General features: G+C 67.6%; 23 protein-coding genes. 3 read left to right on the top strand and 20 right to left on the bottom strand.

Annotated elements, in window-relative coordinates:
• Positions 1–2: 2 nt before the first annotated feature.
• On the bottom strand, positions 3–614 hold the full coding sequence (locus EG799_RS11860; protein ID WP_123881462.1) for a hypothetical protein: 612 nt from the start codon (positions 612–614) through the stop codon (positions 3–5).
• Positions 602–1135 carry a J domain-containing protein gene (locus EG799_RS11855; RefSeq protein ID WP_123881460.1) on the bottom strand — a complete coding sequence of 178 codons (534 nt, stop codon included), beginning with the start codon at positions 1133–1135 and terminating at the stop codon, positions 602–604. Before EG799_RS11855 ends, EG799_RS11860 begins: the two co-directional genes overlap by 13 nt.
• Positions 1136–1317: 182 nt before the next feature.
• Between EG799_RS11855 and EG799_RS11850 the strand changes: the two genes are divergently transcribed.
• Entirely contained in the window at positions 1318–1500 is a 183-nt protein-coding gene (locus EG799_RS11850) for a hypothetical protein (protein WP_123881458.1), read from the top strand.
• On the opposite strand, the gene pal is transcribed toward EG799_RS11850, so the two are convergent.
• The 18 genes from pal to hisB all read right to left on the bottom strand — a co-directional run bounded on the left by pal (position 1501) and on the right by hisB (position 12724).
• Positions 1501–2019, bottom strand: a complete 519-nt coding sequence (pal, locus tag EG799_RS11845; protein ID WP_123881456.1) for a peptidoglycan-associated lipoprotein Pal — start codon at positions 2017–2019, stop codon at positions 1501–1503.
• 75 nt (positions 2020–2094) lie between these two features.
• Complete coding sequence (gene tolB / locus EG799_RS11840; protein WP_123881454.1) at positions 2095–3507, bottom strand: Tol-Pal system beta propeller repeat protein TolB; 1413 nt, start codon at positions 3505–3507, stop codon at positions 2095–2097.
• A 5-nt stretch (positions 3508–3512) separates the two neighbouring features.
• Positions 3513–3953: a hypothetical protein gene (locus EG799_RS11835; RefSeq protein ID WP_123881452.1), complete on the bottom strand. Its 441-nt coding sequence runs from the start codon at positions 3951–3953 to the stop codon at positions 3513–3515.
• A gap of 2 nt (positions 3954–3955) precedes the next feature.
• Complete coding sequence (locus EG799_RS11830) at positions 3956–4816, bottom strand: energy transducer TonB (protein WP_123881450.1); 861 nt, start codon at positions 4814–4816, stop codon at positions 3956–3958.
• Positions 4817–4828: 12 nt separating this feature from the next.
• Positions 4829–5275, bottom strand: a complete 447-nt coding sequence (locus tag EG799_RS11825) for an ExbD/TolR family protein (RefSeq protein ID WP_123881448.1) — start codon at positions 5273–5275, stop codon at positions 4829–4831.
• Between the two features lies 1 nt (position 5276).
• Entirely contained in the window at positions 5277–5993 is a 717-nt protein-coding gene (gene tolQ, locus EG799_RS11820; protein WP_123881446.1) for a protein TolQ, read from the bottom strand.
• Positions 5990–6445, bottom strand: coding sequence for a YbgC/FadM family acyl-CoA thioesterase (locus tag EG799_RS11815; protein ID WP_123881444.1), 456 nt, complete (start codon positions 6443–6445; stop codon positions 5990–5992). The genes tolQ and EG799_RS11815 overlap by 4 nt, the downstream gene beginning before the upstream one ends.
• Positions 6446–6539: 94 nt before the next feature.
• Complete coding sequence (locus tag EG799_RS11810) at positions 6540–6920, bottom strand: histidine triad nucleotide-binding protein (RefSeq protein WP_123881442.1); 381 nt, start codon at positions 6918–6920, stop codon at positions 6540–6542.
• A complete protein-coding gene (locus EG799_RS11805; RefSeq protein ID WP_407641230.1) occupies positions 6920–7237 on the bottom strand; it encodes a phosphoribosyl-ATP diphosphatase in 318 nt (105 codons plus the stop codon). Before EG799_RS11805 ends, EG799_RS11810 begins: the two co-directional genes overlap by 1 nt.
• A 52-nt stretch (positions 7238–7289) precedes the next feature.
• A complete protein-coding gene (locus EG799_RS11800; protein ID WP_123881440.1) occupies positions 7290–7463 on the bottom strand; it encodes a PEP-CTERM sorting domain-containing protein in 174 nt (57 codons plus the stop codon).
• Between the two features lie 75 nt (positions 7464–7538).
• A complete protein-coding gene (gene hisF / locus EG799_RS11795; protein WP_123881438.1) occupies positions 7539–8300 on the bottom strand; it encodes an imidazole glycerol phosphate synthase subunit HisF in 762 nt (253 codons plus the stop codon).
• A complete protein-coding gene (locus EG799_RS11790) occupies positions 8297–8545 on the bottom strand; it encodes a hypothetical protein (protein WP_123881435.1) in 249 nt (82 codons plus the stop codon). Before EG799_RS11790 ends, hisF begins: the two co-directional genes overlap by 4 nt.
• Before the next feature lie 13 nt (positions 8546–8558).
• The gene (locus EG799_RS11785; protein WP_123881433.1) at positions 8559–8783 is read right to left on the bottom strand and encodes a hypothetical protein; all 225 of its coding nucleotides are present in this window, start codon (positions 8781–8783) and stop codon (positions 8559–8561) included.
• Positions 8780–9508 carry a 1-(5-phosphoribosyl)-5-[(5-phosphoribosylamino)methylideneamino]imidazole-4-carboxamide isomerase gene (gene hisA / locus EG799_RS11780; RefSeq protein ID WP_123881430.1) on the bottom strand — a complete coding sequence of 243 codons (729 nt, stop codon included), beginning with the start codon at positions 9506–9508 and terminating at the stop codon, positions 8780–8782. The genes EG799_RS11785 and hisA overlap by 4 nt, the downstream gene beginning before the upstream one ends.
• A gap of 44 nt (positions 9509–9552) precedes the next feature.
• On the bottom strand, positions 9553–10686 hold the full coding sequence (locus EG799_RS11775) for a glycoside hydrolase family 130 protein (protein ID WP_123881428.1): 1134 nt from the start codon (positions 10684–10686) through the stop codon (positions 9553–9555).
• Positions 10683–11453 carry an SDR family oxidoreductase gene (locus tag EG799_RS11770; RefSeq protein ID WP_123881426.1) on the bottom strand — a complete coding sequence of 257 codons (771 nt, stop codon included), beginning with the start codon at positions 11451–11453 and terminating at the stop codon, positions 10683–10685. The genes EG799_RS11775 and EG799_RS11770 overlap by 4 nt, the downstream gene beginning before the upstream one ends.
• A gap of 55 nt (positions 11454–11508) precedes the next feature.
• Positions 11509–12138, bottom strand: coding sequence for an imidazole glycerol phosphate synthase subunit HisH (hisH, locus tag EG799_RS11765; protein WP_181950898.1), 630 nt, complete (start codon positions 12136–12138; stop codon positions 11509–11511).
• Complete coding sequence (gene hisB / locus EG799_RS11760; protein WP_123881422.1) at positions 12131–12724, bottom strand: imidazoleglycerol-phosphate dehydratase HisB; 594 nt, start codon at positions 12722–12724, stop codon at positions 12131–12133. The genes hisH and hisB overlap by 8 nt, the downstream gene beginning before the upstream one ends.
• Before the next feature lie 109 nt (positions 12725–12833).
• On the opposite strand from hisB, the gene EG799_RS11755 reads away from it, so the two are divergent.
• Together EG799_RS11755 and EG799_RS11750 are read left to right on the top strand one after the other, a co-directional pair.
• Complete coding sequence (locus EG799_RS11755; protein ID WP_123881420.1) at positions 12834–13346, top strand: SspB family protein; 513 nt, start codon at positions 12834–12836, stop codon at positions 13344–13346.
• A 54-nt stretch (positions 13347–13400) separates the two neighbouring features.
• The gene (locus EG799_RS11750) at positions 13401–13826 is read left to right on the top strand and encodes a hypothetical protein (protein WP_123881418.1); all 426 of its coding nucleotides are present in this window, start codon (positions 13401–13403) and stop codon (positions 13824–13826) included.
• Positions 13827–13855 lie beyond the last annotated feature (29 nt).

Here is a 13855-nt window from a genome sequence, read left to right as displayed (position 1 = left end):
GCCTATCCGGTCGGAAAGTTTGCCGCCACCGGATCGAGCGGGGGCGAAGGTGCCGGCGGTGGGGCGGAAGGCGGCGGCGGAGCGGATCGCGCCGGCCCGGGGCGTTCGGCCCGGTCCCGTTGCGTTTCGGTATCGTCCCCGGTCCAGCGGCGGAAGGTGCCGGCCGTGTCGCCGATGCGCAGCGCAAGACGGCCATCGGCACCCACTTGCATGGCGGCGTCGCCGAACGCGAGGCGGCGGTAGGCCTGCTGGTAGGGTATCGGATCGCAGGCGACCAGCGTGGTGGTCGTGATCGGCCGACCCGAAGCGGGATCGGTCTCGCCGGTGCGGCCCCACGCGTTGCATCCGTCATGACCGGCCACCACGTCGCCGCCCTCCACACGCACGAGGAAGCCGCGCGCCGCGACATCCTCGCCATTGAGGGAAAGCGCCAGCCACGTGCCGCGCTCCGGCCCGTCGAACAGCGCCGGCAATTCTTCATACCGGAAGCCCGCCACCGCCGCGACGGTTGCCAGCAGCGCAAGGACGAGCGCGGGCAGGAGCAGGCGCACGGTCCAGACCTCGAACGCGCCGCCCCTGCCGGACCGCGACGCGAGGCGCTTCACCCCTTCCACTCGCGCCGTTCCTCGGCGGACTTGAGGATCTCGTAGGCGAGCTGGAGCTTCTGGAACTCCTCCGCCGCCTCGGTATCGCCCGGCTTCACGTCGGGATGAACCCTTTTCGCCCGCGCGCGCCATTCACGCTTCACCTCGGCGAAATCGGCATCGGCCTCCAGCTCGAGCACCTCGAGCGCGCGCATCTCGTCAGCGCTGCGCGACCCGTCGCCGCTGCCGCCCCAGCCATAATGCTGCGCCTCGGCGTAGCCGGCATTCTCCGCCTGTTCGCTTTTCGCGCGGGAGGCGGCTTCCTCCTTGTCGAGGCCTTCGAAATAGTCCCAGCCGCGATTGTATTCGGCGGCATGCTTCTGGCAGAAATACCACCGGTCGGGGCTGTTGGGGGATTTCGGTGCCGGACAGTCGCCCTTTTCCTCGCAACCGTGCCGGTCGCACAGGCGCACGGTCGCCGCCTCGCGGCCTTCGTCGTAGCCGCGCCAGCGGGGAAAGCCCCAGTCGTTCGAGCGACGCGAACCAGCCATCAGAAAGCGGGGAACCGGGAAATCATGCAGGCCATATAGGGTCTTGCCGCTCCCCCGTGAACCGGGAAAACCCGCCGCGCGCGTTCACGGTAGCGACACCGTTTCATCGTAGATGCCCCGTTGCGATTCTACGGCCACCACCCCGGATCGCCTCGACCAGTCGCAAGGAACCCGTTCGAAGCATGAGCAAGCCCCTGGCCATCGCCGCGGCGTTTTCCATCCTCGCCATGAGCGCCTTTGCCCTGTGCGCGACGCCGGCGGCCGGGCCGTTCTCCCGTGGTGCGACGAAAACGGGCGCGACGATGGAAATCGCCGCGCCCGCTCTCGATCCGGAATGGCCGGGCCTTGCCGGCCTGACCGGTTGATTACTGCTGGATCATCACCGTCACGGCGCGGCGATTGCGCGCCCAGGCTGCTTCGGTCGAACCTGTGGCGACGGGCCGTTCCTCGCCATAGCTGACAGTCCGCAGGCGCGCCTCGGGCACGCCCAGGCTCACCAGGTAGTTCTTCGCCGCATTGGCTCGCCGCTCACCCAGAGCGAGGTTGTAGTCGCGCGTGCCGCGTTCGTCCGCATGGCCTTCCACGGTGGCCCGGGCGGTCGGATACTGGATCAGATACTCGGCCTGACGACGCAGGGCCGCCGCGTCCTCGTTGTCGATATTGTAGCGGTCGGTATCGAAATAGATCGTGTCCGCACCCGCCATCGCCTGCGAGAAGTGGCCCTGCGAACCGGGCTGGTTCATCATGCTCTGCGTCGGCGTCGGCGTGGGCGTCGCGGTCTGGGTGTCCTGCGGGGGCAGCGGCGTGGTTTCCGGCGGCTCCTTCTTGCAGGCGCCCAGCGCCAGGGCGGTTGATAGGGTAAGGACGATGCAGATACGCTTCATGTCGGGCTCTCCTTGAACCTGTTGGGCACGTTGTCGTTATGTTGTCTAGTCGACCCTTGTCCTGAACCAACGCAGTTACGGCAGAACCGGTCCCCACGCCGGGTCCGACGCGCCGACCGGGGTCTGCAGGCGGCGTTCGTTCTCGCCGGTCAGATCGACCTGCCAGATGGAGGTGTCCCCCGATCCGCGCTCGGTGCGGAAGAACTGGATGATCCGGCCGTTGGGCGCCCAGGTCGGCGCTTCGTCGTGCCAGGCGTTGGTCAGCACCCGCATGTTGCCCCCGTCGGGGTTCATCACCGCGATATGGAAGTCCCCGGCGATGCGGGTGAAGGCGATCTGATCGCCGCGCGGGCTCCATTCGGGCGTTGCGCAGCGTCCGCCCGAAAAGCTGATGCGCCGCTGGTTCGAACCGTCTGCATTCATCACGTAGCACTGCTGGGAGCCAGACTGGTCGCTTTCGAAAACGATCCGCCGACCGTCGGGCGAATAGGATCCCCCGACCTCGATCGCGGGGCTGTTGGTCAGGCGTTCGGGCTGCCCCCCGCCCGCGGAGGACACGCGGTAGATGTCGGTATTGCCGCCGATCGCCATCGAATAGAGGATGTGACGTCCGTCCGGGCTCCAGCGCGGGGCGAAGGTCGGGTTGGCGCTCTGCGTCACCAGCGTCTGCTGCCCGGTGCCGATGTCGTAGACGTAGATGCGCGGGTTGCCATCGACGTAGGACAGATAGGCGATCTTGGAATAGTCGGGCGAATAGCGCGGGGTGAGCGCGGTCGACTGGCCATTGGTTATGAAGCGATGGTTGGCCCCGTCGCTGTCCATGATGGCGAGCCGCTTCACCCGGTTATCCTTGGGACCGGTTTCGGCGATATAGGCGATGCGGCTGTCGAAGAACGGGTCTTCGCCCGAGAGGCGGGAATAGACCAGATCGGCGCATTTGTGTGCGGCGCGCCGCCATTCGGCAGGGCGTACTACCCATCCCTCCCGCACGAGTTCGCTTTGCAGCGCGACGTCGTAGACATAGCAGCCCACCGTCAGCCGCCCGTCGTCGGAGGGGCGGACATAACCGTGCACGAGCATTTCCGCCGACCGGCCCTGCCAGGTGTTCCAGGCCGGGGCGGTGATCTGGTCGTAGCTCGGGCGCGGCAGCGCATCGGGACCGACCGGGCGGAACAGGCCGTTATTGCGAAGATCGTTGAACACCACCCGCGCCAGTTCGGTCCCCAATGCGCGTGTGCCCTGGGCGTTGGCGGGGGTGGGCACGTCGCGATTGGTGGCGAAGGCGGGAATGGCGATGCCCAGATCCTGCCAGGCGGAATCGTCGGTAACGGTGCCGGTCAGCGGCCCCTGATCGTCCTCGAACGCGGTGTCGACGCCTGTCGGCTGAGCCTCCGCGGACGGATTGAGGTCGCTCTGCGAAGCGGTCTGCGCGGCCACCGGCATCGCCGTGAAGCTCAGCAGGATGCTGGCAAGAAGGGCGGTACGCATATTGATTACATCCTCTCGTCGAATCGTATGGTGAGCCGGCTCCATGCGGCGTAGTACTGGCGCGGCAGCGCGAACGGTGCCGCCGCTTCGATCGCGCGGATGGCGGCGGCGGCCTGCGCTGCGGCCTCCCGGCGATTGGCGGCGGTCACGCCGTCCTGACTGACAACCTGCGGGGTACGGCTGATCGTGCCGTCCGGGTTCAGTCCCCAGGTCACGACGGTCGCGATGCCGCGGGCACGCTCGCCGCGCGGCGGGTAATGCACACGAAGCTGGCGCAGGACGGCTTCCGCGAGGGCAAGCCGCGTCTGCGCGTCGAGCCCGGCGGCGGCATCTTCCTGCGGAGCCGCGCCCGGTACGGCTCGCAATTCGCGGTCGGGCCGGCGATCCTGCGCCGCGACGGGCAGCGACAGCGCCGCGAGGGCACTCGCAAGCAGGATCGCGCGCATCGTCATAACCTCCTGTCGAACGTCCACTGCAACCGCCGCCAGCGGCTGTAGAACTGTTCGGGCAGATTGAACGGCGCGGCAAGCTGCACCGCGCGCACGGCGCGTTCGGCGTGGAGGTCGGCCTGCGCCCGGTTGGATGCATTGATTCCCGACTGGCTGACCACGCGCGGCTGCCCCTTCAGGCTGCCATCGGGATTGAGCTCCCACGCCACGACCGTCACCAGCAGTTCGACGTCGACTCCGCTCGGAGCGCTCCAGCGCGGGCGTAGCTGGCGCGTGACGGCGGAATTGAGCGCCGCGCTTTCCGCCGCGCCGAACGTGGCGGCCGGCGAGCCGCGATTGCCATCGGCGTTGCTGGCGCCTTCCAGGAAGTCGCTGCCGATGCGCGGCGCGCGCGCCGACTGGCTGCGGGCGGGAGACGGTGCCGGGGTCGGGCGGCTGCTCCTTGCCGGGGACGGGGCGGGCGTTGGCCGTTCCTGCCGCTGGCTGGCGCGCGGCTGCGGCGTTGGTTGCGGACGTGGACGATCGGGCGTCGCACGGCGGGGCGCGGGTGGCGGAGGCGGCGATGTCACCGCCGGCTCCACCGGCGCCTGCACCGTTTCCAGCGGCGCGTCCACCGCCTGCTGCGGCACGTCGCCCAGTTCGGGAGCGAAGGCCCCCACCGGATCGGCGGAAGGGTCGGGCGCGGTGGATTCGAGGCTGATGTCGTTGGCGAGGCTGACGTCGATGCGCTCCGTCGGCTCGATCACCGGCGGTTCGCGCGTCGCGTGCCAGGCCAGCGCCGCCGCCAGCGCGACATGCCCGACCGCGGCAATGCCGACGCCGACGCGTTCTTCGGTGGAAAGATCGGACAGGCTGGCCATCGTCGCTTCCGGCTATGGTTCTTCGGCTGAACCGGTAGTGACCAGCGAGATGGAGGTGAAGCCCGCGCGGTTCAGTTCCCCCATCACGGCCATTGCCCGGCCCCAGTCGATCGAGCGATCGGCGCGCAGGTTGACAAGCGGCTTGTCGGCGACGTCGGCCATATTGAGCGCGTCGAGCGCTTCGGGCAGAGCGCCACGTTCGACCAGCGCATCGTCGATATAGACGAAGCCGCGCTCGTCTATGGCGACGGTGATCTGGTCGGGCGTCTGGTCGAGCGGGTTGGCGCGGCTTTCCGGCAGATCGACGGGCACGCCGCTCGCCAGCAGGGGCGCGGTCACCATGAAGATGATGAGCAGGACGAGCATCACGTCGACGAACGGGGTGACGTTGATCTCCGCCATCGGCGCGCGCCGGCCGGAGCGGGAGCGCCGGCGGCCTTTCATGACACCCATCGCCATGTCAGGCGCCCTCCATCTCGCGGCTGATCTGCGAGTGAACACGGTCGGCGAAGCGGGTCAGTCGCGCCTCGAACCCGTTCACGGTGTTGGACAGGCGGTTGTAGGCGATGACCGCGGGAATGGCGGCGAACAGGCCGACGGCCGTGGCGAACAGCGCTTCGGCAATGCCGGGCGCCACCACGGCGAGGGAGGAGTTCTGCTGCAGCCCGATCTGGAAAAAGCTGTTCATGATGCCCCAGACCGTGCCGAACAGGCCCACGAATGGCGCGACCGAGCCGGTGGTCGCGAGAAAATTGAGCCGGTCGGCCAGCGTGTCCGATTCCACGGCCACCTGCCCCTCCATTGCCTGCGCGACGCGGGCGCGCGCCGCCTCCCTGTCGCGCAGCCCCTTCTTGTGACTGCGGCGATATTCGGAAATGCCGGCGGCGGCGACGCGGGCAGACGGATTTTCCTTGGTGCGCCTGCTGTCCATCACTGAATCGACATCGGAATTGGACCAGAAGTCGTCTTCGAACTTCCTCGCATGGCGGCGGGTGCGCCCCATCCGCAGGGTAAAGCCGATGATGATCGCCCAGGTCCAGATGGACGCGAGCAGCAGCCCGATGATGACGATCTGCACGACGATATCGGCATCGAGGAAGAGCTGGATCGGGTCGAGCCGCGTGGGGGCGGCGGCAACCGGCGATGCGGCGGCGGCGAGAAAGGCGGTAAGCGTCATTCGGGGTCTTTCGCGGCAAAGGTGGCGAAGGCTTCACGCCAGGCGGCAGGCTGGCGTTGCGGCCGGCCATCGGCGGAAACGAAGGCGGCGAGGATGTGGACGTCGGCCAGCACCTCTTCCCCCCGGCGGACCTGCTGGTGCATCCGGGCGCTGGCGGCGCGGATGTCGGTCGCCTGCGTCACCACGGTCAGCACGTCCTCGAACAGGGCCGGCCGGCGATATTTGAGGTTGGCCTCGGCCACGGCGTAATAGCCTTCTCCCGCGGCATGGGCCGCGCGCTGGTCTATCCCGAGCAGGCGCAGGATGTCGCTGCGCGCGCGTTCGCACCATTTCAGGTAATTGGCATGATAGGCGATGCCGGACAGGTCCGTATCCTCGAAGAAAACGCGCACCGGGTAATAATGGCGCGACCCGTCGATAAGGCCGGAGGGCGGTTGCAGTTGCTGGTCCATCGATGAACGGCGCCTTACCGGCGACACCCCGAAAGGCAAACCCCGGCGGGCTTGCGCGACGGGCGTTGCACGGCGAAGCGAGTCATCGAAGCGATCAGCGGCGCGCGATCATCGGGCCGAGCGGTTCGCCGCCGAACAGATGGACGTGCAGATGGGGCACTTCCTGCCCGCCATGCGCGCCGATATTAGCAAGCAGGCGATACCCCGGCGCCACCAGTCCGCGTTCCCGCGCGACGATCCCGACAGCCCGCACGAAACCGGCGATTTCCTCGGCGGACGCCGTTTCGGAAAAGTCGTCCCAGCTGACATAGTCGCCCTTCGGCACGACGAGGATATGCGTTTCGGCCTGCGGGTTGATATCGTTGAAGGCGAAGGCCCATTCGTCCTCGTAGACCTTGTCGCACGGGATTTCCCCGCGCAGGATCTTCGCGAAGATGTTGTCGGGATCGTAGGGCTTGGTCGGGTCGATCGGCATCAATCCTCCTTGCGCGCGGCTTTCTCGGCCAGCCCGGACACGCCCTGCCGCCGGTCGAGCTCGGCAAGCACATCGGCGAGCGGCACGTCCCGCGCGCCGAGCAGCACCAGCAGGTGAAACAGCAGGTCCGCCGCTTCCGCCGTCAGCTCGGCGCGGTCGCCCGACAGGCCGGCGACCACCGCTTCCACGCCTTCCTCCCCCAGCTTGCGGGCGATCACCGGCAGGCCGCGGTCGTGCAGTTTCGCGACGTAGCTTTCCTGCGGCGAGGCGCTGCGCCGTTCGGCGATCGTGCGTTCGAGGCGGACTAGCGTATCCATCGCCCCGGCCATGCGCGAAGCCACGCCGCCGCGTCAAGCCGGTCGGGCGGCGTCAGTCTCCGCGATCGGATCGCCGGATGGAAAATCGGCGTCCGACGAGAACGCCAAGCGCGCCGACGGCGAAGAGCAGCGCGCTCGAACCCTCGGGAACGCTGGCGCTCGCCTGCGCCGCCGCCGGTGCCGGAATGGCGACGAGGACGACAGCGAGCGAGAGGCGGGATGGCATGACGAGGCTAAGGCCACAGTCCGTTCCCGATTCTCAAACCCGGCCGCGCCCCTGTCCCGTGGCGGGACAAGCCCATCAGGTCCGCGCGGGCAGCCCGGCGCGGCGCAGAGCGGCGTGCGCTTGGGCGATGGTATGCGTGCCGAAGTGGAAGATGCTGGCCGCCAGCACTGCACTTGCCCCGCCTTTCGTCACGCCCTCGACCAGGTGATCGAGCGTGCCGACACCGCCGCTCGCCACCACCGGCACGCTTACCCGGTCGGCGATGGCGCGGGTCAGGGCGAGGTCATAACCGGCCTGTGTCCCGTCGCCGTCCATGCTGGTCACGAGCAGTTCGCCCGCGCCCAGTTCCGCCAACTTCACCGCGTGTTCGACAGCGTCGATACCGGTGGAGCGGCGGCCGCCGTGGGTAAAGATTTCCCACCGGCTGTCGGCCACCCGGCGCGCATCCACGCTGGCGACGACGCACTGGCTGCCCATGCGCCGGGCAATCTCCGCGACGAGTTCGGGCCGGGCGACGGCGGCGGAGTTCACCGCCACCTTGTCCGCCCCCGCCAGCAGCAGGTCGCGCGCGTCCTGCGCCGAACGCACACCGCCGCCAACGGTCAGCGGCATGAAGCAGACCGCCGCGGTACGGCGGACTATGTCGAGCAGGGTTCCACGCCCCTCGTGGCTGGCGGAAATGTCGAGAAAGCACAGTTCGTCCGCCCCCGCCTCGTCATAGGCGCGCGCCTGCTCGACCGGGTCGCCGGCATCGGCGAGGTCGACGAAGTTGACGCCCTTGACGACGCGCCCGTCGGCCACGTCGAGACACGGGATGACGCGGACGCGGACGGTCATAGGGCGTCCTGCGGCATTCGCACCGTTACCTGTCCCGGCTCGTCCGGAGACGTAACCTGCCCCGCCAGCCAGAGCATCGCGAAGGCCATGTTGACGTACAGCACGATGGCGAGCCAGAACTTGTCGGGCGTGCCCTTCTTCGTCAGCCGATGGGGGCCGAGCGCGGAGACGCCGCGCACCCCGTCGATCACCGCTATGGCGAGCATGACGAAACAGGCGACGAGAGCAACGGCGGCCCAGCTCATGAGCGCAGCGCCGTCAAAACGTTATCATCGTCGCGACCAGCACCGCCACGGCGCAGGTGCCCGCGGTAAAGCTGGGACTGGTGCGCCACGCCCTCCTGCGTCCGAGCAGCTGGATGATGCCGGCGATGATCGCATATTCGATCCCGGCGATACCGCCATGTACCGGATCGCCGGTATAGACCGCCACGAGGATCACGGTCGCGACCGCGCCAAGCACGAAGGGAAGCCACGCCCTCACCCACGGTTCGCCAGGGCGATGGCGGTGGCGAGGTCCAGCCGGCCTTCGTAAAGGGCACGCCCGGTGATGACCCCCTCTATCCCCTGATCGGCCTGAAGCGCGAGCATGTGGATATCGTCCAGCCCCTTCACCCCGCCGCTGGCGATGACGGGAATGTCCACCGACTGGGCGAGGTTCACCGTCGCTTCGATGTTGCACCCTTTGAGCAGGCCGTCCCGCCCGATATCGGTGAAAAGCAGTGCGGCGACCCCTGCGTCCTCGAACCGCCGCGCGAGATCGGTCACGGGCACGTCGGACATCTGCGCCCAGCCCTCGGTCGCGACCATCCCGTCGCGCGCATCAACGGCGACCACGATGCCGTTCTCCCATTCGCGGGCCATCGTCCTGACGAAATCGGGATCCTTGAGCGCCGCCGAGCCGATCACGACGCGTGCGACGCCGAGAGCGAACCAGCCTTCCACTGCCTTCGCGTCGCGAATGCCGCCGCCCAGCTGGACGTAGCCGGGAAAGCGCGCGATGATACTCTCCACCGCCGCGCGGTTGCGGCTCTCGCCGGCGAAGGCCCCGTCGAGATCGACCACGTGGAGGTGCCCGGCCCCCGCATCGGCAAAGATCGTCGCCTGCGCTGCGGGATCGTCGCCATATACGGTGGCGCGATCAATGTCGCCTTCGGCCAGCCGCACGACTTCGCCGCCCTTCAGGTCGATGGCCGGAAATACGATCATGCCCCAGCGCTAGGCCGCAACGCCTTCCCCCGCAAGACCGCCGATCACGACGGGACGAAAGCGTCCTTGCGAACATGGGTGATGCGGCAGGCGAGATCCGCCTCTCCGCTCGCCACCACGAAATGATCGCCCGCATCGGCGATCCCGGTCGTGAAGACGACATCGTGAACATACATCGCATCCGCCAGCGGAGCGGTGAGGCCGGGATTCGCCTCGATCAGCGGGGGATGGCTGGTGGCGAGGATCGTCCACGGCTCGTCCGGGTCGAGCAGCGACCAGTATGTGCGGTAGATGCCGACGATCTCCTTCGGCTCGACCCCGTGCCACAGCGTGAGCCAGCCGCGCTTGCCGGCGATTTCGGCCATTATCGGCGGCGTTCCCCCGCCGATCCGCGCGGTGGCGGCGGTGCCCGCATGCGGGCGGATACCCGGGTGGACATTCGGTTTCCAGTGCAACGCATCGGGAGAGGTGGCCAGGTTGATCGACGGTCCGGCGTGGTAGGGGCTGCCCGGTGGGTAGGCGAAATACAGGTCGCCCAGGGGCCGCGTCTGCGCCCAGTATTCGCCGCCTACCAGCCCTTCGAAGATCAGCATGTCCTTGTTCTGATGATCGAGCACGATCCCCTCGAATGTCCAGTCGAGCGCATCGTCGCTGGAATAGAGCGTGGTCGAATGGCGTTCGGGACTGACGGAGCAGGTCGTCATCAGCCAGCGATCGCCTATTCGGCTGATCCGGGCGTCCTCCACCCCGTAGCACTGGTAGCTACCTGCCGGCGCGACGGCGCGCCCGTAATGGACGCCGACCACCTCCAGCCCGTCGGGCGACAGTTCGACGGGCAGCAGCCAGCTTAGCGAAGTGAGCGCCATGATCTTCCAGCCGTGGCCGTGCAGCAGGAATTTTCGCGGATCGGCGGTATCGGCAAGCTCCAGCGGCCATGCGTCGAGGACGTAGCCGCCCTCCTCCCATCGGATCGCGCGAACCTTGCCCGCGGCAACCGGTTCGCGCAGCGCCTCCGCCACCCGCACCATCAGCAGGAGGTTGCCGTTCGGCAGCCGCGTCATGCCGGGATTGAAGGCACCCAGCACATAGGTTTCAGCATCCAGCGAACCGGCCAGCGGACTGCGCGACAGGTCGACGTCGCCGGGGGCGAACACCAGCCGGTCGACGGGAAAGCTCACGCGCTCGTGTGGCGCTGGACCACGACCATTTCCTGCACGTTGGCGCGCCTCGGCTGGGTGAGCATGAAGTGCACGGCGACCGCGATGTCCTCGGCGCGCAGCAGATCGTCGCCTGCGATCGCCTCGACCTGATCGGCGCGGTCCATGTCGGGTTTCATGAAGTCGCTGCCGGTCTTGGCGGGAACGACCATGCCGACCTTGATCCCCTGCTGCGCAACCTCGCGCCGCAGCGCCTCGACGAAACCATGCACGCCCGCCTTGCACCCGGCATAGACGGTGCTGCCGCCGCCGAGCTTGTGCGTCGAATAGGATCCGGTGACGACGATGTCGCCGCGGTCCTTCAGGTGATCGACCGCCTTGTGCGCGCCGATGACGGTAGCGGTGAAATCGGCGGCGAGCGCGTAGCGCACATCGTCCTCGCTCATGTCGTCCAGCCCTTCCGCCGGGATGGCGGCATTGAGGACGGCGATATCCCAGTCGCCCAGCGTCTCCTTCGCCTTTTCGAAGAACCGGTCCAGACCGCCCTTCTCCGCCAGGTCGCAGGCGATGCCGTGGCCCGTGCCGACCGCGTTGATGCGCGCGAGGCCGTCGGCCAGATGCCGTTCGTCGCGGCCGCAGGTAAAGATTTCGACCCCCTCGGACGCCAGCAGCACGGCGATGGCTCGGCCGATCCCGGTGGTGCCTCCCGTAACCACGGCCTTGCGGCCTTTCAGCGAGGGCCTGGCGGTATGGGCATCGGAAATGTCGCTGGCGGACTTATCGGTCATATGCGGGTAAATTCCTTTCCCGCCTCAAGCCGCGCAGCCCGCTTTCGGTTCCGCGTCAGGGACGCCATTCGAGGAAGCGGCGCAGCAGTTCGATACCGTAGGCCTGGCTCTTTTCCGGGTGGAACTGCACGCCTGCGATATTGTCGCGCGCCACCGCCGCGACCAGACCGCCGCCGTGATCGGTCATCGCGGCGATGTCGCGGCCGTCATCGGGCTGGAAATGATAGGAATGGAGGAAATAGGCCTCGCCATCGTCGAACAGCTGGTGATCGCGATGATGCGGAGTGAGGCGCACGTCGTTCCAGCCCATATGCGGCACCTTGATGGCCGGATCGGTCCGCTCGATGGCCGTTACCTGTCCCGCAATCCAGCCGAGTCCCCTCGTCGCGCCATGTTCCAGTCCTCGCGAGGCGAGCAGTTGCATCCCGACGCAGATTCCAAGAAACGGAACGGCGTCTTTCAGGACCCGCTCCTCCAGCACCTCGACCATGCCGGGGATGCCCATAAGCCCCTCCCGACAGGCGCGGAATGCGCCGACGCCCGGCAGCACGATCCGCTGCGCCCCGCGCACGATCCCGGGATCGTGCGTCACCGCCACGCCGCGGGCGCCGGCGGCGCCGAGCGCGTTCTTCACCGAATGGAGGTTGCCCGCGCCGTAATTGATCAGCGCCAGCGCCTCAGCCACCAAGTTGCCCCTTGGTGCTGGGGATCGCTCCGCCCTTGCGCGCATCGCGTTCGACTGCCTGCCGCATGGCGCGCGCGAAACCCTTGTAGATCGCCTCGCACACATGGTGATTGTTGCTGCCGTACAGCTGCTGGACGTGCAGCGTCAGCCCGGCGGTCTGCGCGACCGAATGAAACCAGTGCTCGATCAGCTCCGTATCCCATTCACCCAGCTTTTCCTGCGTGAAGCGCGCCTTCCAGACGAGGTAGGGCCGCCCGGATATGTCGACGACCACGCGCGCCAGCGTCTCGTCCATCGGGCTGTGGGCCTCGCCGTAGCGACCGATGCCGGCCTTGTCGCCGAGCGCCTGGGCCAGCGCCTGACCGAGCGCGAGCGCGCTGTCCTCCGTCGTGTGATGCTGGTCGACATGCAGATCGCCCTTCACACGCATGGTCACGTCGATCAGGGAGTGGCGGCTGAACTGTTCCACCATGTGATCGAGAAAGCCGACGCCCGTCGCGATGTCGTACCTGCCGGTCCCGTCGAGATCGACCTCGACGAGGATGTCGGTTTCCTTTGTCGTGCGCTGTATCCGCCCTTTTCGCATGGGTGCGAGCGTATAGGCCCCTGCCCCCCGTGCGCAAGGCGGGAGTCGTGCCGATTTCGGCGATTGCCGCTTGATTTTGCGTCGGCGGGGTTGCACCTGTGACCCCGTAATGACCGACCCGACCCCAGACAGCCTGATCCCCTACGACGAGATCGTGCAGGAGGCCCTGCGCGCCGTTGTCGGTCGCGTGCTCGGAACGGTGGAACGCGATGGCGGCACGCTGCCGGGCGAACACCACTTCTATATCACCTTCAAGACCGGCGCCGCCGGGGTGGACGTGCCGCGCGCCCTGCGCGAACGCTTTCCGGACGAGATGACGATCGTCCTCCAGAACAAGTTCTGGGATCTGAACGTCACCGAAGAAGGCTTCAGCGTGGGGCTCAGCTTCAACCAGATTCCGTCCAAACTGGTCGTTCCCTTCTCGGCCATCACCGCCTTCGTCGACCCGGCCGTGGATTTCGGGCTGCAATTCCAGGCGGTGGATGCCGATGCGGAGCCCGCCGCCCACGACGATGCCGAAAACGACGGCAACGGATCGGCGGAACAGGGCGAGGGTGGTGACGTTGTGGAAGGTGAAGACGGCTCGAACGTCGTCACGGTCGATTTCGGCCGGAAGAAATAGCACCAGCGCCGGCGGCTCCCGAACGCCCCCGCGCATGAAAGCAGGGGCGAAACGATGGCCAAACCCAAACACATCACCGATCGCGGCGCGGACGCGCTGGACGATGCCGCAACGGATATCGGCGGCGAATCGGAAACCGTGCCCGGACCGAGCACCAACCCTTCGACCAATCTCATCATCAACGACATCATGCTGCGCAGCGTCGGGCGTTTGTCGCGGCTTACGGTCGAAAAGGCGATCCTGGGTCGGCGTTACGGCAGCCAGTTCGCCAAGGACGCGGTCGAGAACCGCAGCCTGATGCACACGCTGGCGGCCTATGGCGTCACAAAGCTCGCGACCCGGTCCCTGCCGGGCGCCGCGGTCGTCGGCGGCGGCCTGTTTCTCAAAGTCCTGTTCGATCGCAGCCAGTCCCGGCGCGAGGCGCAGGCAGCGGGCCACGAGACGCTGCAAACACAATCCGATCCGGATGCCGTCATCTGACGGCGCGGTTCGCCTCCGACGCCGTTTTC

The organism is Aurantiacibacter spongiae (assembly GCF_003815535.1).
Classification (GTDB): domain Bacteria; phylum Pseudomonadota; class Alphaproteobacteria; order Sphingomonadales; family Sphingomonadaceae; genus Alteraurantiacibacter; species Alteraurantiacibacter spongiae.
Note: the sequence above shows the minus strand (reverse complement) of the source record. Positions and strands in the feature narration are given on the sequence as shown.

What these genes read in the sequence shown, in the direction of transcription:
- EG799_RS11855 (WP_123881460.1), bottom strand. Translation starts at nt 1,135, where the DNA reads ATGGCTGGTTCGCGTCGCTCGAACGACTGGGGCTTTCCCCGCTGGCGC.
- EG799_RS11850 (WP_123881458.1), top strand. Translation starts at nt 1,318, where the DNA reads ATGAGCAAGCCCCTGGCCATCGCCGCGGCGTTTTCCATCCTCGCCATG.
- pal (WP_123881456.1), bottom strand. Translation starts at nt 2,019, where the DNA reads ATGAAGCGTATCTGCATCGTCCTTACCCTATCAACCGCCCTGGCGCTG.
- tolB (WP_123881454.1), bottom strand. Translation starts at nt 3,507, where the DNA reads ATGCGTACCGCCCTTCTTGCCAGCATCCTGCTGAGCTTCACGGCGATG.
- EG799_RS11835 (WP_123881452.1), bottom strand. Translation starts at nt 3,953, where the DNA reads ATGCGCGCGATCCTGCTTGCGAGTGCCCTCGCGGCGCTGTCGCTGCCC.
- EG799_RS11830 (WP_123881450.1), bottom strand. Translation starts at nt 4,816, where the DNA reads ATGGCCAGCCTGTCCGATCTTTCCACCGAAGAACGCGTCGGCGTCGGC.
- EG799_RS11825 (WP_123881448.1), bottom strand. Translation starts at nt 5,275, where the DNA reads ATGGCGATGGGTGTCATGAAAGGCCGCCGGCGCTCCCGCTCCGGCCGG.
- tolQ (WP_123881446.1), bottom strand. Translation starts at nt 5,993, where the DNA reads ATGACGCTTACCGCCTTTCTCGCCGCCGCCGCATCGCCGGTTGCCGCC.
- EG799_RS11815 (WP_123881444.1), bottom strand. Translation starts at nt 6,445, where the DNA reads ATGGACCAGCAACTGCAACCGCCCTCCGGCCTTATCGACGGGTCGCGC.
- EG799_RS11810 (WP_123881442.1), bottom strand. Translation starts at nt 6,920, where the DNA reads ATGCCGATCGACCCGACCAAGCCCTACGATCCCGACAACATCTTCGCG.
- EG799_RS11805 (WP_407641230.1), bottom strand. Translation starts at nt 7,237, where the DNA reads ATGGATACGCTAGTCCGCCTCGAACGCACGATCGCCGAACGGCGCAGC.
- EG799_RS11800 (WP_123881440.1), bottom strand. Translation starts at nt 7,463, where the DNA reads ATGCCATCCCGCCTCTCGCTCGCTGTCGTCCTCGTCGCCATTCCGGCA.
- hisF (WP_123881438.1), bottom strand. Translation starts at nt 8,300, where the DNA reads ATGACCGTCCGCGTCCGCGTCATCCCGTGTCTCGACGTGGCCGACGGG.
- EG799_RS11790 (WP_123881435.1), bottom strand. Translation starts at nt 8,545, where the DNA reads ATGAGCTGGGCCGCCGTTGCTCTCGTCGCCTGTTTCGTCATGCTCGCC.
- hisA (WP_123881430.1), bottom strand. Translation starts at nt 9,508, where the DNA reads ATGATCGTATTTCCGGCCATCGACCTGAAGGGCGGCGAAGTCGTGCGG.
- EG799_RS11770 (WP_123881426.1), bottom strand. Translation starts at nt 11,453, where the DNA reads ATGACCGATAAGTCCGCCAGCGACATTTCCGATGCCCATACCGCCAGG.
- hisB (WP_123881422.1), bottom strand. Translation starts at nt 12,724, where the DNA reads ATGCGAAAAGGGCGGATACAGCGCACGACAAAGGAAACCGACATCCTC.
- EG799_RS11755 (WP_123881420.1), top strand. Translation starts at nt 12,834, where the DNA reads ATGACCGACCCGACCCCAGACAGCCTGATCCCCTACGACGAGATCGTG.
- EG799_RS11750 (WP_123881418.1), top strand. Translation starts at nt 13,401, where the DNA reads ATGGCCAAACCCAAACACATCACCGATCGCGGCGCGGACGCGCTGGAC.